The following is a 17,946-nucleotide window of genomic DNA, read 5'->3' on the forward strand; positions in this document are numbered from 1 at the left end:
CATACTGGCCAGTATAATTATTCCTAGCATCATTTGCGAAAGGTCCTTCAGCATGCGCAGCACTTTCCTGCCCCTTGCGTTGCCTGCGTGTCTGGCCCTCCTGGTGGCCGCCTGCGGCCATGAAGAGACGGCCCAGACCACCCTCCGCCCGGCCATGGTGGTGCAGCCGCAGCCGTCGGCGCAGTCGATGGACAGCTACCCCGGTGAAGTGCGCGCCCGCTATGAACCGGACCTGGCCTTTCGCATCGGCGGCAAAGTCAGTAAGCGCCTGGTGGACGAAGGCGAGCGGGTCAAGGCCAACCAGGCCCTGGCTGAACTCGATCCCCAGGATGTGCGTTTGCAACTGGAGGCCAGCCGCGCCCAGGTCGCCGCCGCCGAGGCCAATCTGAGCCTGGTGCGCGCCGAGCGTGACCGCTACAAGACGCTGCTGGAGCGTCAGATGGTCAGTCGTTCCCAATACGACAATGCCGAAAACCTCTACCGCTCAGGTGAAGCCCGCCTCAAGCAGATCAAAGCCGAATTCGATGTGGCGAGTAACCAGGCTGCCTACGCGGTCCTGCGCGCGCCGCAGGATGGCGTGGTGGCCAAACGTGCCGTGGAGGTCGGTCAAGTGGTGGCAGCAGGACAAACCGTATTCACCCTGGCCACCGATGGCGAGCGCGAAGTGCTGATCAGCCTGCCCGAACAGGGTTTCGGTCGCTTCAAGATCGGGCAGCCGGTGTCCGTGGAGTTGTGGAGCCAGCCGGACCAACGCTTCGCCGGGCGCATCCGTGAGTTGTCGCCCGCTGCCGACCCGAAGTCGCGCACCTTCGCGGCACGCGTGGCGTTTACCGGGGGCAAAGTCCCGGCTGAGTTGGGGCAGAGCGCTCGCGTGTTCATCCAAGTTGATGGTGATATTCCGCTGTCCGTTCCGCTGTCTGCCCTCAGCGCGGAGAACGGTGCGTCCTACGTCTGGCGTGTGGAGCCGGACTACACCCTCAAGCGCACGCCTGTGCGTATCGGCGCCTTCGGCGAAAAAACCGTGCCGGTGCTGGAAGGCTTGAGCGCCAGTGATTGGGTGGTGGCGGCGGGTGTGCATGTGCTCCACGAGGGGCAGCAGGTGCGCCCGGTGGATCGCTCCAACCGTGTGGTGAATCTGGCGGCCAAGGAGTAGTCCCGATGGGTTTCAATCTTTCCGAATGGGCGTTGCGTAATCGCCAGATCGTGCTGTTCCTGATGATCCTGCTGGCCGTGGTGGGCACGTTGTCCTACACCAAGCTGGGGCAAAGCGAAGACCCGCCCTTCACCTTCAAAGCCATGGTGATCAAAACCAATTGGCCGGGCGCCACGGCCCAGGAAGTCTCGCGGCAGGTAACCGAGCGCATCGAGAAGAAACTCATGGAGACCGGTGACTACGAGCGCATCGTCTCGTTTTCCCGGCCCGGCGAGTCACAGGTGACCTTCATCGCCCGCGACGCAATGCACTCGGCGCAGATTCCCGAACTGTGGTACCAGGTGCGCAAGAAAATCAGCGATATCCGCCAGACGCTGCCGCCGGATATCCAGGGGCCGTTTTTCAACGACGAATTCGGCACCACCTTCGGCAATATCTACGCCCTGACCGGCGACGGTTTCGACTATGCAGTGCTCAAGGACTACGCCGACCGCATCCAGATACAACTGCAGCGGGTGGCCGATGTGGGCAAGGTCGACCTGCTCGGGCTGCAGGACGAAAAAATCTGGATTGAACTGTCCAACCTCAAGCTCGCCACCCTCGGCTTGCCGCTGGCCGCCGTGCAGCAGGCTTTGCAGGAACAGAACGCGGTGTCCACCGCCGGTTTCTTCGAAACCCCGAGCGAGCGTGTGCAGTTGCGCGTCTCGGGCAACTTCAAGACGGTCGAGGAAATCCGCAATTTCCCCATTCGCGTGGGTGACCGCACCTTCAGGATCGGCGATGTGGCCGATATCCATCGCGGTTTCAACGATCCACCCGCACCGCGCATGCGCTACATGGGTGAAGACGCCATCGGGCTGGCCGTGGCGATGCGCGAGGGCGGCGATATTCTGGTATTGGGCAAGGCGCTTGAAGGCGAATTCGCACGCCTGCAAAAGAACCTTCCGGCGGGCATGCAACTGCGCAAGGTGTCGGACCAGCCCGCCGCAGTAAAAACCGGTGTCGGCGAATTCGTCCAAGTGCTGGCCGAGGCATTGGCCATTGTGCTGCTGGTGAGTTTTTTCTCCCTCGGCCTGCGCACCGGCATGGTGGTGGCGCTGGCGATCCCGCTGGTGTTGGCAATGACCTTTGCCACCATGTATTACCTCGGCATCGGTCTGCACAAGATCTCTCTCGGCGCTTTGGTATTGGCCCTCGGCCTGCTGGTCGATGACGCCATCATTGCCGTAGAAATGATGGCAATCAAAATGGAGCAAGGCTACGACCGGCTCAAGGCCGCCAGCTTCGCCTGGACCAGTACCGCCTTCCCGATGCTCACCGGCACGCTGATCACTGCGGCGGGCTTCCTGCCGATTGCAACCGCGCAGTCGAGTACCGGCGAATATACCCGTTCGATCTTTCAGGTGGTGACCATTGCGTTGCTCGCTTCCTGGGTCGCCGCCGTGGTGTTCGTGCCCTACCTGGGGGAAAAACTCCTGCCGGACCTGGCGAAAATTCATGCCGCCAAGCACGGTCACGATGGCCCGGATCCCTACGGTACGCCGTTTTATCAACGTGTAAGGCGGGTGGTGGAGTGGTGTGTGAAACGGCGCAAAACCGTGATCGTGCTGACACTTATGTTATTCGTCGGCTCGGTGGCGTTGTTTCGCTTCGTGCCGCAGCAGTTCTTCCCCGCGTCCGGTCGCCTGGAGCTGATGGTCGACCTGAAACTGGCCGAAGGCGCGTCCCTGAGCAACACCGCCGACCAGGTCAAACGCCTGGAAACGCTGCTCAAGGAACATGCCGGTATCGACAACTATGTGGCCTATATCGGCACCGGTTCGCCGCGCTTTTACCTGCCCCTGGACCAGCAATTGCCGGCCACCAGTTTCGCCCAGTTCGTGGTACTGGCTAACAGCATCGAAGAGCGCGAAACCCTACGCACCTGGCTGATTGGCACGCTCAACGAACAGTTTCCCGACCTGCGCTCGCGTGTCACTCGCCTGGAGAACGGTCCTCCCGTGGGCTACCCGGTGCAGTTTCGCGTAACCGGCGAGCACATCGAGCAAGTCCGCGCCCTGGCACGCAAGGTCGCTGCGAAGGTTCGCGAAAACACCCACGTGGTCAACGTACACCTGGACTGGGAAGAACCGAGCAAAATCGTCTCCCTCAATATCGACCAGGATCGCGCTCGGGCCTTGGGCGTGAGCACCGCCAACCTGTCGAAATTCCTGCAGAGCTCGTTGACCGGTTCCAGCGTCAGCCAGTACCGCGAGGACAACGAGTTGATCGAAATCCTCCTGCGCGGCACTCGCCATGAACGCACCGAACTGTCGCGGTTACCCAGCCTGGCAGTGCCCACCGACAATGGCAAAAGCGTTGCGCTGTCGCAGATCGCCACCCTCGAATACGGTTTTGAGGAAGGCGTGATCTGGCACCGCAACCGCTTGCCCACCGTGACGGTCCGCGCGGATATCTACGGCAAGGAACAACCTGCGACGCTGGTGCAGCAGATCCTGCCGACCCTCGCCGACGTGCGCGCTGAACTGCCCGACGGTTACCTGCTGGAAGTCGGCGGCACCGTTGAAGATTCCGCGCGCGGCCAGAATTCGGTGAAGGCCGGGGTACCGCTGTTTATCGTGGTGGTGCTGACGTTGCTGATGTTGCAGCTGCGCAGTTTCTCACGCATGGCGATGGTTTTTCTGACGGCGCCGTTGGGTCTGATCGGCGTGACCTTGTTCCTGCTGGCGTTCCGTCAGCCTTTTGGCTTCGTCGCCATGCTCGGCACCATTGCCCTGTCCGGGATGATCATGCGCAACTCAGTGATTCTGGTGGATCAGATCGAGCAGGACATCAAGGCCGGCCTGGCCCCCTGGCAGGCAATCATCGAAGCCACCGTGCGCCGCTTCCGGCCGATTGTGCTGACGGCACTCGCGGCGGTGCTGGCGATGATCCCGCTGTCGCGCAGCGTATTCTTCGGGCCGATGGCGGTGGCAATCATGGGCGGGTTGATCGTGGCCACGGCATTGACCCTATTGTTCCTGCCGGCCCTGTATGCTGCGTGGTTCCGAGTGAGGAAGGACGTCGCGTAATCATGCTGGCCACCGTTTCAGCCCTGATGTTGTTGTTGCTTGCCCCTGGCCCGACTAACACGCTGTTGTTCCGCGCCGGTGTGTTGTTCGGCCTGCGGGCGTCGTGGAAGCTGGCCTTTATCGAATGCCTGGCGTACCTGCTGCAAGTGTCGGTGTGGGGAGTGGCGCTGCTCTACCTGGCGGCTTACTCCCCTTGGGCCGTCAAGCTGATCCAGTTGGCGGCGGGCACCTACCTGCTAGTGGTGTCCTGGCGCTTATGGCGCAGCGTAAAAGCTCTGGAAGACGTGAACCAGGACCGCTTCACCGGTGGGTATTTTTTCTGGATGACGGTGATGAACCCTAAAGGGCTGTTGATCGCCTCGTTGATCGCGCCACCCGATACGTTTATCCACTGGACCGGTTACCTCGCCTTCATGGGCACGCTGGCATTGGTCGTGATACCGGTCGGGGCGGCCTGGATCGTGTTCGGCGCCGGCGTCGTCGGACGCGGGCGGCACTGGCTGACGCCGCGTGTCATCAACCGGACCGCCGCGCTCGCCATTGGTTGTTTTGCGACGGTGCTGCTTGGCCGCCTGGCGACCTCGATTCTCACCTGACACATTATCGAATCGTCCCGCCTGGCTTTGTGCGCGGTGAAAAACAAAAAAGCCCTGAGGAGATCAGGGCTTTTTTGTGGTTCATCGGTACTGTTCTGTGCTTCGTTTAAAGGGTGCCGAACACTTTCTTCGCCAAACTGGTGGCAGCCGCCGCAGGGTTCTGGCGAATCGTCTCTTCCTGCTGCGCGATCATCTTGAACAAACCATCCAGTGCCTGTTCAGTCACGTAGTTTTCGACGTTGGCGCTCTTGGCGTCCAGGGCGCCGAAGGCTGCGGCCTTGCCGGCCAGGGCGTTGTATTGCTGCGCGACGCCGACCTTGTCGGTCGCGGCCTTGACGATGGGCAGGAACTTGGCGCGAATTTGTTCGCGGCTGCTTTTATCCAGGTATTGGGTGGCCGAATCCTGGCCGCCGCTGAGGATGCCTTTGGCGTCGGTGACGCTCATGTTTTTCACGGCATTCACCAGAATCGGCTGGGCCTGGGTCACGGCCGTTTCGGCGGCTTTGTTCATGCTGGTTTCCAGCTGGGTGACCTGGTCGCCCATGCCGAACATTTTCAGTTTGTCGGCGACTTTGCCCAACTTGCCCGGCAGGCCGATCTTCACTTCGGGGTTATTGCTGAAACCACCGGGCACGCCCAGCTGCTTGACGGCGACCTGAGCGCCTTGGGTCAGGGCATCCTTCAGGCCGCCGGCGGCGTCGCTCTGGGACAGGCTGCCCAGATCCAGGGCCAAGGCGTTGGCGCCTAGCAGCAGGCCGGCACACAGGGCAGTGAGGCGAAGGGAGTTGCGGAGCATGAGCGCTTCCTTATGTTCGAATTCAGGGGGCCACGGCATTGACGCGCAGGCGCAGCGGCTGTGGATCCTGGCCGTCGAGTCGCACTGTGTGGCGTTCAGTCGTGGTAAACAGTAGCTTGCCCTCCAGCTCGATACGAGCACTCACCGCATAACTGTGGCCAGGCTTGACCTGCGCCGGGTCGTAGCTCAAGTGAAATGCCAGCGGTACCTGACCTTTGACCGGGCCTTTCTGCTCGGCCAGGACCGCTGCGGGCGCGTCCGCCAGGGACACGTCCTGCAGGCTCACGCTCAAGGTCGCCGTTGGCGGCAGGGCGATACGTTGCAGGTAGAACACTTCGCCGTCGAGGCTGGCCTTGGGCGCGGGACTCATGGATTGGCAGGCTCCGAGCAGGGCGGTGAGGCCCAGAAGAATGATCTTTTTCATGGTGCAGCTCCTTTTCAACGGGGCCGGAGGCTCTCCGGCGCGTTATTCAATCTAGTGGCTTTCTTGCGCTTGCACCGGCGCATCCCCGGCACCGTCCACACGGTGCAAGGCCACCTGGCGGATCGACAGGCGAATCTCGGCCGGCAGTACGCGTTTGGCCGCGCCTTCGGCCAGCTCGCCGAGCAGGTCGTGATAGCTCAACTTGCCGGCGTCATCGCGGCGCAGCACATCTTGCTCCAGCAACGTCTGAATGAAATGTCGGAAAAGACTCTTGTCGAAGAACTCCGGCGCGTTGAGACCATGCAGGATCGACAGGCGCTGGGCCATGATCGTGCACAGGTCTTCCAATTCTTCGGCGCTGATGCTGTTCTGGCCGCTGTTGAGCAGCAGCGAGATCGCCATGTAGAAGCGCTGCAGGGTCTGGGCGATGCTTTTGGACAGCAGCGTCAACAGCACAAAGTGTCGCGAGCTCGGGGCCGGGCGCAGGTACACATCGTTTTCGAAACGCAGCAGGCCTTGTTCGACGAACGCTTCCAGCCATTGATCGATGACGGCGTCCAGCTCGTCCAGGGACCAGCGGATAAACAGCTCCGATTGCAGGTACGGATACAGCGCGTGGGTGTACCGCAGGATCTGTTCGCGGCTCATGCGCGAGCTGCTCTGGAAGAAGCTCGCCAGCAGCGCCGGCAGAGCGAAGATGTGCAGCACGTTGTTGCGGTAGTAGGTCATCAAGACCGCGTTCTGCTCGTCCAGGTACAGAATCTTGCCCAGAGCGTCACTTTGTTCCGACAGCAGCTTCATGTCTTTGACGTGCCGGATCAGCGCCATGCCATCGCCTTCCGGCACGGTGGTATGGGGCGAGTACGGCACGCGGCGCAACAGCGTCAAGTACAGATCCAGCTGACGGGCCATGGCCTGTTCATCCAGGGCCAGGCGCGTAGTGGACAGCAGCGCCAGGGCCACCAGGTTCACCGGGTTCACGGCGGCGGCTTCGTTCAAGTGGCGCGCCACCTGTTCGCCCAGGCGATGGGTGGTTTCGTTGAGCCATGCCGGCTTGTAGTTCGGCCCCAAATCCTGGGCGCGCCAGTCCGGTTGCTCGGCGTCGAGAAATTCCGCCAGCTTGATCGGCTCGCCGAAGTTGACCGCGACCTGGCCGAAGCGCTGCTTGAGCGCACCGACCACCTTGAAAATATCGAAGATCGACTCTTTCTTCTTGCTCGCCCCGCGCAATTCTCCGAGGTAAGTGCGGCCTTCGAGCACGCGCTCATAACCGATGTACACCGGCACGAACACAATCGGCATGCGCGATGAGCGCAGGAAGCTGCGCAATGTGATCGCCAGCATGCCGGTCTTCGGCTGCAGCATGCGCCCGGTGCGCGAGCGTCCGCCTTCGACGAAATACTCCACTGGGAAGCCCTTGGTGAACAGCGTATGCAGGTATTCGTTGAACACGGCGGTGTAGAGCGGATTGCCCTTGAAGGTGCGGCGCATGAAAAACGCACCGCCACGGCGCAGCAGGCTGCCGATCACCGGCATGTTGAGGTTGATGCCGGCGGCAATGTGCGGCGGGGTCAGGCCGTTCTTGAACAGCAGGTAGGACAGCAGCAGGTAGTCGATATGACTGCGATGGCACGGGACGTAGATCACCTCGTAGCCCTGGGCGACCTGTTGCACACCCTCGATGTTATTGACCTTGATGCCGTCGTAGATCTTGTTCCAGAACCAGCTCAGCACCACTTCCAGAAAGCGGATCGCGGTGTAGGTGTAGTCCGAAGCGATTTCGTTGCCATACCGCAGGGCCTGGGCTTTGGCTTTTTCCGGCGAGATCTTTTCGCGTTCGGCTTCGTCGGCGATGGCCTGGCGCACCAGCGGCATATTGACCAGACCCTTCACCAGATTGCGCCGATGCGACAGGTCGGGGCCGATCACCGCAGTCTTCAGGTTACGAAAGTGCACACGCAGGATGCGCTGGGCCATGCGCACGGTGCGTTCGTGACCTTTATTGTGCTCGATCAATTCACGCAGGTTGATAGGCGCGGAGAATTGCACACGGGTCTTGCGTCCCAGAATCAGAATGCTCAACAGCCGACGCAGACGCCCGGTGACCGCCCAACTGTCGGCGAAAAGCAGCTTCCACGGGCTGGACTCGCTCTCGGGGGACTGGCCCCAGAACACGCTGACCGGAATGATTTGTGCATTCTCTTCGGCATGGTCGCTGAGGGTGTTGACCAGGCGGGTCAGGGTCGGTGGCGCGCCGCGCTTGTCCTGGCGACCCAGCCAGTCCGGTTCCGGCGTGAGGTAGAAGAACGCCGCCGGCTCCATCAGCGGGCCTACCGACACCGGCAACACCGGGCGTGGCAGGCCGGCCTTGGTGCACTCGGCGTCGACTACGGCCAGTTCGGTGAGGGAGGGCGATTGCAGGACGTAGAACACCGGCCGGCTGCGGTCCAGGTTAAGGGTAAGGGACGACTGGTTGATCGTCTCCGAGCGAACCCAGAGGTACAACAGTCGGCGCAAGGTGCCAAACACCAGACGGCGGAACGGGGAGCGGGTCATAGGCGAGCTGCTTCAAGTGAGAAAAACCGAGCAGGCGCTCGGGCGGGTAGTGTGCCGTATTCGCCGAAAATCGGCAAAAAAGCAGCGATGTAAACTTGAGTTGAAGGCTTTGAACCTGCCATATACCCGGCAGTTCAACGCGAACCGGCTCAATAATAAAAACCGAAGTGGGAGTAAAACAGATGGCAACGCGTGAAACCGGCAATGTGAAGTGGTTCAACGATGCAAAGGGCTATGGCTTCATTCAGCGTGAGGACGGCCAGGATGTGTTTGTGCACTACCGCGCCATTCGCGGTGAAGGCCACCGCTCCCTGGCCGAGGGCCAGCAGGTGGAATACGCCGTGGTGAGCGGCGAGAAGGGTTTACAGGCCGAGGATGTGGTCGGCCTGTAGGCTGAGTGGCAGGTTTTAAGCTGCAAGCTGCAAGCTACAAGCGCTTTGGCTTACAGCTTGCAGCTTGAAGCTGCTTTTTCAACCCGTCCTCCAAGTAATCTGCTCTTCACCGTCTGCACTGATGCGAATCCAGGTGTCGGCGCTTTCTTCACCTTCTTCCTCGACCCACGAGCCCGGCGCGCAGCGCACTTCAACGTTCAGCGCGGCAAACGCGGCGCGGGCGCAGGCGATGTCGTCGTCCCATGGGGTCTGGTCGCTTTCCAGGTACAGGCTGTTCCATTTGCCGACGGCCTTTGGCAGCCAGGTGACAGGCACGTTGCCGGCCGTGCACTTGTAGGTCTGGCCTTTCTGGACCCAGTCGCTGCACGTCCCCAGGGCGGTGCCGAGCCAGGCAGCAATGGCCTTGTGGTCGACGTCGGCGTCCTTGAGGTAAATCTCGATATCGGGTTGGCGCATGGATGTTCCTCGTTGCGGGATTCGAAAATCCATTCGCGAAAATAAAGTCGGTTATTGAAGCACGAAATAATCGTAGCGCATCGACACCGTGACCTTAAGCGGCTCAACCGCTTCGATCACTTCGGCGCGGCGTTCGGCGCTGGCCCGCCAGCCGTGGGGCGTCATGGCCAGCAGGTTGGCGCGGTCCCGGGGATCGGCCAGGCTCAGTGTGAATTCGAGGATTTCACTGTGTGCCAGGCTCATGCCCGATGGCACCAGGGCCAGGTGCTTGTCGTCGGTGTATTCGCGCACTTCGTCATACAGACGTTCGCGCAGCTCCATCAGGTGGCCGCGGGTAGGGCCGACCTTCATCAAGCCGCCGCCGGGGCTGAGCAGGCGCTTGGCTTCCTGCCAGTCCAACGGGCTGAACACGCTGGCCAGGAACTGGCAACTGGCGTCGGCCAACGGCACGCGAGCCATGCTGGCGATCAACCAGGTCAGCGCCGGGTTGCGCCTGCACGCGCGTTTGACCGCTTCCTTGGAAATATCCAGCGCGTAGCCGTCGGCATGGGGCAGCGCCTCGGCGATCTGCGCAGTGTAATAGCCCTCGCCACAGCCGATATCCACCCAGCGCTGCGGTGCACGTTCAGCGGCCAGTTCAGCCAGGCGCCTGGCCACCGGGGCGTAGTGCCCGGCATTGAGGAAGTCGCGACGGGCCTCGACCATGGCCAGATTGTCGCCGGGGTCGCGGCTGTTCTTGTGCTGCACCGGCAACAGGTTCAGGTAACCCTGGCGCGCACGGTCGAATCGATGTCCGGCCGGGCACGCCACGCCATTGTCCACTGCGTTGAGCGGAGCGCTGCAAATGGGGCAGGCGAGCATCAGGCGAGCAACTTGATCAGGGTCTGGTAATAGATTTCGGTCAGTACATCGAGGTCGCTGGCCAGAATGCGTTCATTGACCTGGTGGATGGTCGCGTTGACCGGCCCCAGTTCGACCACTTGGGTGCCAAGGGTCGCAATGAAGCGGCCATCGGACGTGCCGCCACTGGTGGACGCCTGGGTGTCGCGACCGGTGATCGCCTTGATGCTGGCCGACACCGCGTCCAGCAACGCTCCCGGTTCGGTCAGGAACGGCAGTCCCGACAGCGCCCATTCCACGTGCCAGTCCAGGCCGTGCTTGTCGAGAATCTGCGCAACTCGTTGCTGCAGACCTTCCACGGTGGACTCGGTGGAAAAGCGGAAATTGAACACTGCCGTCAGCTCGCCGGGAATCACGTTGGTGGCGCCGGTGCCGGAGTTGAGGTTGGAAATCTGGAAACTGGTAGGCGGGAAGAACGCGTTGCCGTCGTCCCAATGCTCGGCGGCCAGCTCGGCCAGTGCCGGCGCGGCCAGGTGGATGGGGTTCTTCGCCAGGTGCGGGTAGGCCACGTGGCCTTGCACGCCGCGCACGGTCAACGTGGCGCCGAGTGAGCCACGGCGCCCGTTCTTGACTACATCGCCGACCAGGGTGGTGCTCGACGGTTCGCCGACGATGCACCAGTCCAGGCGCTCCTTGCGCGCGGCCAGGCGCTCGATCACGGCCTTGGTGCCATGGTGCGCCGGGCCTTCTTCATCGCTGGTGATCAGGAAGGCCACCGAGCCCTTGTGGTCCGGGTAGTCGGCGACGAAGCGCTCGGACGCTACAAGCATGGCCGCCAGGCTGCCTTTCATGTCGGCTGCGCCACGCCCGCAGAGCATGCCGTTCTCGTCGATCAAGGCGTCGAATGGGTCGTTCTGCCAGGCCTGCACGGGGCCGGTAGGGACCACATCGGTGTGACCGGCGAAGCACAACACCGGGCCGTCGTGCTTGCCATGGGTGGCCCAGAAGTTGTCCACGTCCTCGATGCGCATCGGCTCCAGCGCAAAACCGGCGTCGCCCAGGCGCTGCATCATCAGCTTCTGGCAATCGGCGTCGATCGGCGTGACCGAGGGACGACGGATCAGGTCGATGGCAAGTTGAAGGGTCGGCGAAAGGTCGGCATGGGCCGTCATGGGGAAAACTCCGGAAAGCGTGTTTGGAAGAGCAGGGCGGGCGGACAAAACGGCCGTTATCTTATAGCAAAACGGCGGCCAGAGGCCGCCGTTTAGTGCATTGCGCAAGTTTTTACGCGGCCGGCGCGGGCTCCACCGCCGGCGCCGGTTTGGGCAGCGACGACAGGAACGCCATGATCAGCGCCGCCACGTACGGCAGCGACTGCACCAGCAGCATCACCACCCAGAAGCGCATGTCATTGCTCGGCAGGCCCTGCACCAGGTAGATCCCCAGCGCCGCGCCCCACAACAGCAGCATGATGAACATTTCTTCGCGGGCTTCGGAAATCGCCACCCAGAAACCGTGGTTATCCGCGTTTTTCGGTGTACGAAAGAACGGAATACTGGTGGTGAAGAAGCCATACAGCACCGCCTTGGCGATGGTGTGGGACAACGCCAACCCGGCCAGGGCTGCGCAGAACGCATCCTTGAGGTTCACGCCCACCGCACGGCGGTACAGGAAGATGATCTTGCCCACCTTGAACACGAACAACGCCAATGGCGGAATCGCGAAAATCAGTAATGGCGGGTCGACCCGCGTCGGCACGATGATCATCGCCGCCGACCACAACAGCGCGCCGACGGTGAAGAAGATGTTCATGCCGTCCGCCACCCACGGCAGCCAGCCCGCCAGGAAGTGGTAACGCTGGCCACGGGTCAGCTCGGTGTCCTTGCCGCGCAGCAGGCTGGCGGTGTGGCGCTTGATGATCTGGATCGCACCGTAGGCCCAGCGGAAACGCTGTTTCTTGAAGTCGATGAAGGTATCGGGCATCAAACCTTTGCCGTAGCTGTCGTGGTAATACGCCGCCGACAGACCTTTCTCGAATACCCGCAGGCCCAGTTCGGCGTCTTCACAGATGCACCAGTCGGCCCAGCCCAGCTCTTCGAGCACCGAGCGGCGGGTCATGGTCATGGTGCCGTGCTGGATGATCGCATCGCGGTCGTTGCGGGTGACCATGCCGATATGGAAGAAGCCTTTGTATTCCGCGTAGCAGAGCTTCTTGAAGGTGCTCTCGTTCTGGTCGCGATAATCCTGCGGCGATTGCACCACGGCGATTTTCGGGTCGGCGAAGTGCGGCACCATGTGCTTGAGCCAGTTGGGCGATACGCAGTAGTCGGAGTCGATCACCGCGATCACTTCGGCGTCCTTGGCGGTGTGCGGGATCAGGTAGTTCAGCGCGCCGCCCTTGAAGCCGGCCAGTGGCGCGACATGGAAGAACTTGAAACGTGGACCGAGGGTCTCGCAGTAATCGCGCACCGGCTCCCAGACGGCCGGGTCCTTGGTGTTGTTGTCGATGATCAGGACTTCGTAGTCCGGGTAATCGAGGGCGGCCAGGGCGTCCAGGGTCTGTTTGACCATCTCCGGCGGCTCGTTGTAGCACGGCACGTGGATCGATACTTTCGGGCGGTAGTCCGAATCGCCGAGCACCGGCAGGAATTCACGCCGACGCTTGTGGGTCCACACCGCTTCGGCCAGTTCGTGGGCTTCGGTCAGCAACACGATGAACACGCCCAGTGCACCGAGCGCCAGCAAAAAGCCGACGGTCAGGCTGAACCAGGTGCTGTATTGCTGGCTGTAGTCGTAGCCGATCCATACCAGCACCGAACCGCACAGGAACGCGATAAAGGTCAGGAACGTCCGGCCGCGCTGGCGCAGGGCCGAGCCGTCGATCATCAGCAGGGTCAGGGACAGCAGTGCCAGCACCACCGAGCCGATGGCCAGCACGCGCCATTGCGGAATCGCCACGACCGGCCCTTCGAAGTTGAATTTCTGTTGGCGCGCGGCGTTGAACACGCCCCAATAAGCGCCGACCGAGCCTTCATCACTGGCCTTCCACGGCTGGTCGAACGCCTCGATCACAAAGTAGTTGTAGCCCTGGCGATTGAGCTTGTTCACCAGCGTACGCAGGTAAATCGCCTGGTCAGCGGGCGATGCGTCAGCCCCGCCGCGCATGCGGCCGTTGCTCGGCCAGCCGACTTCCGACAGCAGCAGCGGTTTTTTCGGGAAGGTTTTCTTCAGGTCCCTGGCGCGGTCGAGTACGAATTGGCCGGCTTTATCCACCGGAATATGTTCCCAGTACGGCAGGATGTGCGCGGCGATCAGGTCAACGTGCTTGGCCAGTTGTGGGTTGTGTTCCCAGATGTGCCATTGCTCGGAAGTGGTCACCGGAACTTTGACGGCACCGCGCACGCGGTCCAGCAGCACGATCAGGGCCTCAGGGGTGATCTCCTCGCGGAACAACGCTTCGTTGCCCACCACCACGCGCACAACGCTGCGCGAGCCGTTGGCGATCTCGATGGCGCGCTGGATTTCGCGTTCGTTGCGCTCCAGGTCTGGGCTGATCCAGATCCCCAGGGTTACTCGCAGGCCGAACTCTTCGGCCAGTTTGGGAATATCCCCCAAGGTGCCGTCGACCGAGTAAGTACGGATGTTGTCCGTCAGCTTGCTCATGATCGCAAGGTCCTGACGCATCTGTTCATCGGTGGGGTATTGGTCTTTTTGCGGGTACTGGCCTTGCTGGAACGGCGAGTAGGAAAACCCGGAGATTTGTTCAGGCCAGTTGGGTGCGGAGACCGGGCGGTTGATCAGCGCCCAGAAGCCGGTGAACAGCGCGGCAATTGCCAGCACCACCACCAGGTTGAGTCCAAATTTACGCGATGCCATGGTTATGCGGGTTCCAAAGGGTGTGGAACGAAATGAGGTGCCGGCCTGCGCCGAACGGCGCGCATCCTACACCGGCCTTTCCCTGACCGTACAGCAAGCCGAGAAAAACCGGACATTGGGCAGCGAAAGTACATCTAAGTTCTTAACTTGTAGCTTAAAACTTGTCGCTGCGTAGCCCTATAATGCGCGCCGGTTTTTGAGGTGGTGGTCATGAGTACAGAAGATCCGCGGTTTGCAGGCGTTGCCCGTTTGTATGGCATTGAGGGCCTGGAACGCTTGAAAGCGGCCCATGTGGCGATCGTCGGCATCGGCGGCGTGGGCTCGTGGGCGGCTGAGGCCATGGCCCGCTGCGGTGTCGGCGAGATTTCGCTGTTTGACCTGGACGACGTCTGCGTCAGCAACAGCAACCGCCAGTTGCACGCCCTCGACAGCACCGTGGGCAAGCCCAAGGTCGAGGTCATGGCCGAACGCCTGCGCGGCATCAACCCGGACTGCACGGTGCATGCGGTGGCGGATTTCGTGACCCGCGACACCATGGCCGAGTACATCACGCCGAACATCGATTGCGTGATCGACTGCATCGACGCCGTCAACGCCAAGGCCGCGCTGATTGCGTGGTGCAAGCGCCGCAAGATCCAGATCATCACCACCGGCGGCGCGGGTGGGCAGATCGACCCGACACTGATCCAGGTCTGCGACCTGAACCGTACTTTCAACGACCCGCTGGCCTCGAAAGTGCGCTCCACGTTACGCCGCGACTATGGTTTCTCCCGCACCGTGACCCGTCACTACAGCGTGCCGTGCGTGTTTTCCACCGAACAACTGCGCTATCCCAAGCCGGATGGCAGCATCTGTTTGCAGAAAAGCTTCGTGGGCGATGGGGTGAAACTGGACTGCGCCGGTGGGTTTGGCGCGGTGATGATGGTCACCGCGACCTTCGGCATGGTGGCGGCGACCAAGGCGGTGGACAAAATTGTGGCCGGGGTGCGCCGGCCGTCGGAGCGGGTCAAGCCCACCTGAGTCTCGCCGCGCCTCCCACATTCAGTTCTGTGTTTGGCTTAGTGTTCGCATGCGCTGCAGGACTGCATTCAAGCCATTGCTGCGCGACGGCGACAGTTGGCGGGAAAGCCCGAGTTGATTGAACCAGTCGGGCAAGTCGACCACCTGCAACTGCGCGCTCGATAATCCGTTGACCCGCGCCAGCAGCAATGCCACCAACCCACGAATCATCCGCGCATCGCTGCTGGCGGCGAACTGCCAGTGGTCGCTCTCCAACCGGCCAACCAACCACACCAGGCTCTCGCAGCCCTGCACCAGGTTGGCATCGACCTTGTCTTCATCCGCCAAGGCGGGCAGGCGTTCGCCCCACTGCATCAGCATTCGGGCGCGTTGTTCCCAGCTGCCGACGGCTTGAAACGCTTCAAGCGCACTCGCGGCCTGCGTGGGCAAGTTCATCGCAACATCTCCAGCGCCTGATCCAGCGCGCCGAAGAAGCGTTCCAGGTCATCGGAATCGTTGTACAGCGCCAGGGATACACGGACCGCCCCCGACAAGTGCATCGCCTTGAGCAGCGGCATTGCACAGTGATGGCCGGCGCGTACGGCAATCCCTTGCTCGGTGAGCAGGTGCGCGAGGTCGGCGTTATGGATGCCGTCAACCACAAAGCTGACCAACGCGGCCTGCGGCGAGCCCAGCACGCGCACGCCGTTGCGGGCTTTCAGGCCGCGCAGCAGGTAATCATGCAGCGCGGCTTCATGGGCGAGAACCGCCTGAGGGTTCAGCGAGCTGAGGTAATCCAGGGTCGCGCCCAGGCCGATCACGCCGGCGATCGGCGGCGTGCCGGCTTCGAAACCCAGCGGCGCGGGGCGGAAGCTGGCGCTGTGATAGTCCGCCTGCTGGACCATCTCGCCGCCAAATTGCCAGTGGCGCAGGCCATGCAGGGCCTCATTGCGGCCAAACAACACGCCGACGCCATCCGGGCCGTACAGTTTGTGGCTGGAAAAGGCATAGAAGTCGCAGCCCAGGGCCTGCACGTCATGGCGACCATGGACGATACCCTGGGCGCCATCCACCACGGTCAGGGCGCCGTGGGCTCGGGCCATGGCCAGCAAGGTTTCCAGCGGTTGCCAGGCTCCCAATACATTGGACAACTGGCTCACCGCCAGCAGGCGCGTGCGGGGGCCGATCAATCCTGCGGCGGCTTCAACATCGATCACGCCGTCATCATTGAGTGGCAATACCACCAGCTCCAACTCGCGACGTTCAGCCAGTTGCTGCCACGGCAGTAGATTGGCGTGGTGTTCCAGGGCGCTGATAACGATTTCATCGCCCGCTGTGAATAAGTGCTCAAGGCCATAGGCCAGGAGGTTCAGCGCAGACGTTGCGCCATGGGTAAATACGATTTGCCCGCTGTCACCTGCATTCAACCACTGTGCGACCTTGCTGCGGCTGTCTTCGAAGGCCTGGGTCGCATGAGCGCCGGGCAAGTGTTGGGCGCGGTGTACATTGGCTGCGCCGTTGGCGTAGTAATGGCTGATCGCGTCCAGCAGCGCCTGGGGTTTCTGCGTGGTGGCGGCGTTGTCCAGATAGGTCTGGTCCTGCCGTTGCAGGGTGGCGATCGCCGGAAAGTCCGCGCGCCAGGGGGAGGGCACAAGCATGATGATCAAGACTCGTATAAGCGGGCCGCACCGCGAAGGTAAGGCCCGCCAGTGGCATCGAGTGGCTGCTTAGTTGTGAGCGTGCAGCGCTTCGTTCAGTTCGATGGCCGATTTGTGGGTTTTGCACTCCACGGCACCGGTCTCGGAGTTGCGACGGAACAGCAGGTCGGGCTGGCCGGCCAGCTCGCGCGCCTTGACCACCTTCACCAGTTGGTTCTGCTCGTCGAGCAGCGCAACCTTGGTGCCGGCGGTGACGTACAGGCCCGACTCCACGGTATTACGATCGCCCAGCGGGATACCGATACCGGCATTGGCCCCGATCAGGCAGCCTTCGCCGACCTTGATCACAATGTTGCCGCCGCCCGACAGGGTGCCCATGGTGGAGCAACCGCCGCCCAGGTCCGACCCCTTGCCGACGAATACACCGGCCGATACGCGGCCTTCGATCATGCCCGGGCCTTCGGTGCCGGCGTTGAAGTTGACAAAACCTTCGTGCATCACGGTGGTGCCTTCGCCGACATAGGCGCCCAGGCGCAGGCGCGCGGCGTCAGCGATGCGCACACCGGCCGGGACCACGTAGTCGGTCATTTTCGGGAACTTGTCCACCGAGAACACTTCCAGCAGCTCGCCACGCAGGCGCGCTTCCAATTGACGCTCGGCCAGTTCGCCGATGTCGATCGCGCCCTGGCTGGTCCACGCCACGTTCGGCAGTTGCGGGAATACACCGGCCAGGTTCAGGCCATGGGGCTTGACCAGGCGATGGGACAGCAGGTGCAGCTTGAGGTAGGCCTCAGGCGTGGAGGTCAGCGCGGCGTCGTCGGCCAGCAAGGTGGCGACCAGCGGCGTGTGGCTTTCGGCCAGACGGCTGAGCAGCGCGGCCTGGGTAGCATCGACGCCTTTGAGCGCATCCGCCATTTGCAGGGCCTGAGTGACGGTAAACGTGATGGCCTGGTTGCCTTCGCTGTAACCGAGGATCGGCGCGATGGCCGCGACGATTTCAACCGAAGGGTTGAGCAACGGCTGTGCGTAGAACACTTCCAGCCAAGCGCCTTGGCGGTTCTGAGTGCCGACGCCGAAGCCCAGGCTGAACAGGGAATGGGACATGCTGTTACCTCTACAAAAATAAAAG

General features: G+C 62.1%; 15 protein-coding genes. 5 read left to right on the forward strand and 10 right to left on the reverse strand.

Going from position 1 to position 17,946, the window contains the following annotated elements; all coding sequences use genetic code 11:
- Positions 1 to 52: 52 nt before the first annotated feature.
- Genes PSH94_RS06570 through PSH94_RS06580 form a run of 3 tightly spaced genes read left to right on the forward strand, consistent with a single transcriptional unit; the run spans position 53 to position 4,820 of the window.
- Positions 53 to 1,153 carry an efflux RND transporter periplasmic adaptor subunit gene (locus PSH94_RS06570; RefSeq protein WP_305436917.1) on the forward strand — a complete coding sequence of 367 codons (1,101 nt, stop codon included), beginning with the start codon at positions 53 to 55 and terminating at the stop codon, positions 1,151 to 1,153.
- Positions 1,154 to 1,158: 5 nt separating this feature from the next.
- On the forward strand, positions 1,159 to 4,224 hold the full coding sequence (locus PSH94_RS06575) for an efflux RND transporter permease subunit (protein ID WP_181079209.1): 3,066 nt from the start codon (positions 1,159 to 1,161) through the stop codon (positions 4,222 to 4,224).
- A gap of 2 nt (positions 4,225 to 4,226) precedes the next feature.
- Positions 4,227 to 4,820 (forward strand): LysE family translocator, encoded by a 594-nt coding sequence (locus PSH94_RS06580; RefSeq protein WP_253510913.1) that lies wholly within the window; start codon positions 4,227 to 4,229, stop codon positions 4,818 to 4,820.
- A gap of 106 nt (positions 4,821 to 4,926) precedes the next feature.
- On the opposite strand, the gene PSH94_RS06585 is transcribed toward PSH94_RS06580, so the two are convergent.
- The 3 genes from PSH94_RS06585 to plsB are packed head-to-tail and all read right to left on the reverse strand — an operon-like array spanning position 4,927 to position 8,596.
- Positions 4,927 to 5,616 carry a DUF4197 domain-containing protein gene (locus PSH94_RS06585; protein WP_181079215.1) on the reverse strand — a complete coding sequence of 230 codons (690 nt, stop codon included), beginning with the start codon at positions 5,614 to 5,616 and terminating at the stop codon, positions 4,927 to 4,929.
- Between the two features lie 22 nt (positions 5,617 to 5,638).
- Positions 5,639 to 6,040 (reverse strand): YbaY family lipoprotein, encoded by a 402-nt coding sequence (locus PSH94_RS06590; protein ID WP_181079218.1) that lies wholly within the window; start codon positions 6,038 to 6,040, stop codon positions 5,639 to 5,641.
- 51 nt (positions 6,041 to 6,091) lie between these two features.
- A complete protein-coding gene (gene plsB / locus PSH94_RS06595; protein ID WP_181079220.1) occupies positions 6,092 to 8,596 on the reverse strand; it encodes a glycerol-3-phosphate 1-O-acyltransferase PlsB in 2,505 nt (834 codons plus the stop codon).
- Between the two features lie 182 nt (positions 8,597 to 8,778).
- On the opposite strand from plsB, the gene PSH94_RS06600 reads away from it, so the two are divergent.
- Positions 8,779 to 8,988 (forward strand): cold-shock protein, encoded by a 210-nt coding sequence (locus PSH94_RS06600; RefSeq protein ID WP_034096225.1) that lies wholly within the window; start codon positions 8,779 to 8,781, stop codon positions 8,986 to 8,988.
- A 78-nt stretch (positions 8,989 to 9,066) separates the two neighbouring features.
- Here PSH94_RS06600 and PSH94_RS06605 read toward each other — a convergent pair whose 3' ends face one another.
- The 4 genes from PSH94_RS06605 to PSH94_RS06620 form a co-directional block, all read right to left on the reverse strand.
- On the reverse strand, positions 9,067 to 9,444 hold the full coding sequence (locus tag PSH94_RS06605; protein ID WP_181079223.1) for a hypothetical protein: 378 nt from the start codon (positions 9,442 to 9,444) through the stop codon (positions 9,067 to 9,069).
- 51 nt (positions 9,445 to 9,495) lie between these two features.
- The gene (locus tag PSH94_RS06610) at positions 9,496 to 10,305 is read right to left on the reverse strand and encodes a putative RNA methyltransferase (RefSeq protein WP_181079225.1); all 810 of its coding nucleotides are present in this window, start codon (positions 10,303 to 10,305) and stop codon (positions 9,496 to 9,498) included.
- Positions 10,305 to 11,456: a succinyl-diaminopimelate desuccinylase gene (gene dapE, locus PSH94_RS06615; RefSeq protein WP_285427745.1), complete on the reverse strand. Its 1,152-nt coding sequence runs from the start codon at positions 11,454 to 11,456 to the stop codon at positions 10,305 to 10,307. The genes PSH94_RS06610 and dapE overlap by 1 nt, the downstream gene beginning before the upstream one ends.
- A 112-nt stretch (positions 11,457 to 11,568) precedes the next feature.
- A complete protein-coding gene (locus PSH94_RS06620) occupies positions 11,569 to 14,160 on the reverse strand; it encodes a glycosyltransferase (protein WP_305436920.1) in 2,592 nt (863 codons plus the stop codon).
- A 210-nt stretch (positions 14,161 to 14,370) separates the two neighbouring features.
- Here PSH94_RS06620 and tcdA point away from each other — a divergent pair, with 210 nt between their 5' ends.
- Positions 14,371 to 15,180: a tRNA cyclic N6-threonylcarbamoyladenosine(37) synthase TcdA gene (gene tcdA / locus PSH94_RS06625; protein WP_370694747.1), complete on the forward strand. Its 810-nt coding sequence runs from the start codon at positions 14,371 to 14,373 to the stop codon at positions 15,178 to 15,180.
- A gap of 21 nt (positions 15,181 to 15,201) precedes the next feature.
- Here tcdA and PSH94_RS06630 read toward each other — a convergent pair whose 3' ends face one another.
- The 3 genes from PSH94_RS06630 to dapD all read right to left on the reverse strand — a co-directional run bounded on the left by PSH94_RS06630 (position 15,202) and on the right by dapD (position 17,921).
- Complete coding sequence (locus PSH94_RS06630) at positions 15,202 to 15,615, reverse strand: SufE family protein (protein ID WP_181079236.1); 414 nt, start codon at positions 15,613 to 15,615, stop codon at positions 15,202 to 15,204.
- Positions 15,612 to 16,817: an aminotransferase class V-fold PLP-dependent enzyme gene (locus PSH94_RS06635; RefSeq protein WP_305436924.1), complete on the reverse strand. Its 1,206-nt coding sequence runs from the start codon at positions 16,815 to 16,817 to the stop codon at positions 15,612 to 15,614. Before PSH94_RS06635 ends, PSH94_RS06630 begins: the two co-directional genes overlap by 4 nt.
- Before the next feature lie 69 nt (positions 16,818 to 16,886).
- Entirely contained in the window at positions 16,887 to 17,921 is a 1,035-nt protein-coding gene (gene dapD, locus PSH94_RS06640; RefSeq protein ID WP_181079241.1) for a 2,3,4,5-tetrahydropyridine-2,6-dicarboxylate N-succinyltransferase, read from the reverse strand.
- Positions 17,922 to 17,946 lie beyond the last annotated feature (25 nt).

It is taken from the genome of Pseudomonas sp. FP2254, assembly GCF_030687695.1.
In the GTDB taxonomy this organism is placed as follows: Bacteria; Pseudomonadota; Gammaproteobacteria; order Pseudomonadales; family Pseudomonadaceae; genus Aquipseudomonas; species Aquipseudomonas quebecensis.

Excerpts from the sequence above, each read along its gene's own strand:
- PSH94_RS06570 (WP_305436917.1), top strand. The coding sequence starts at position 53 with ATGCGCAGCACTTTCCTGCCCCTTGCGTTGCCTGCGTGTCTGGCCCTC.
- PSH94_RS06575 (WP_181079209.1), top strand. The coding sequence starts at position 1,159 with ATGGGTTTCAATCTTTCCGAATGGGCGTTGCGTAATCGCCAGATCGTG.
- PSH94_RS06580 (WP_253510913.1), top strand. The coding sequence starts at position 4,227 with ATGCTGGCCACCGTTTCAGCCCTGATGTTGTTGTTGCTTGCCCCTGGC.
- PSH94_RS06585 (WP_181079215.1), bottom strand. The coding sequence starts at position 5,616 with ATGCTCCGCAACTCCCTTCGCCTCACTGCCCTGTGTGCCGGCCTGCTG.
- PSH94_RS06590 (WP_181079218.1), bottom strand. The coding sequence starts at position 6,040 with ATGAAAAAGATCATTCTTCTGGGCCTCACCGCCCTGCTCGGAGCCTGC.
- plsB (WP_181079220.1), bottom strand. The coding sequence starts at position 8,596 with ATGACCCGCTCCCCGTTCCGCCGTCTGGTGTTTGGCACCTTGCGCCGA.
- PSH94_RS06600 (WP_034096225.1), top strand. The coding sequence starts at position 8,779 with ATGGCAACGCGTGAAACCGGCAATGTGAAGTGGTTCAACGATGCAAAG.
- PSH94_RS06605 (WP_181079223.1), bottom strand. The coding sequence starts at position 9,444 with ATGCGCCAACCCGATATCGAGATTTACCTCAAGGACGCCGACGTCGAC.
- PSH94_RS06610 (WP_181079225.1), bottom strand. The coding sequence starts at position 10,305 with ATGCTCGCCTGCCCCATTTGCAGCGCTCCGCTCAACGCAGTGGACAAT.
- dapE (WP_285427745.1), bottom strand. The coding sequence starts at position 11,456 with ATGACGGCCCATGCCGACCTTTCGCCGACCCTTCAACTTGCCATCGAC.
- PSH94_RS06620 (WP_305436920.1), bottom strand. The coding sequence starts at position 14,160 with ATGGCATCGCGTAAATTTGGACTCAACCTGGTGGTGGTGCTGGCAATT.
- tcdA (WP_370694747.1), top strand. The coding sequence starts at position 14,371 with ATGAGTACAGAAGATCCGCGGTTTGCAGGCGTTGCCCGTTTGTATGGC.
- PSH94_RS06630 (WP_181079236.1), bottom strand. The coding sequence starts at position 15,615 with ATGAACTTGCCCACGCAGGCCGCGAGTGCGCTTGAAGCGTTTCAAGCC.
- PSH94_RS06635 (WP_305436924.1), bottom strand. The coding sequence starts at position 16,817 with ATGCTTGTGCCCTCCCCCTGGCGCGCGGACTTTCCGGCGATCGCCACC.
- dapD (WP_181079241.1), bottom strand. The coding sequence starts at position 17,921 with ATGTCCCATTCCCTGTTCAGCCTGGGCTTCGGCGTCGGCACTCAGAAC.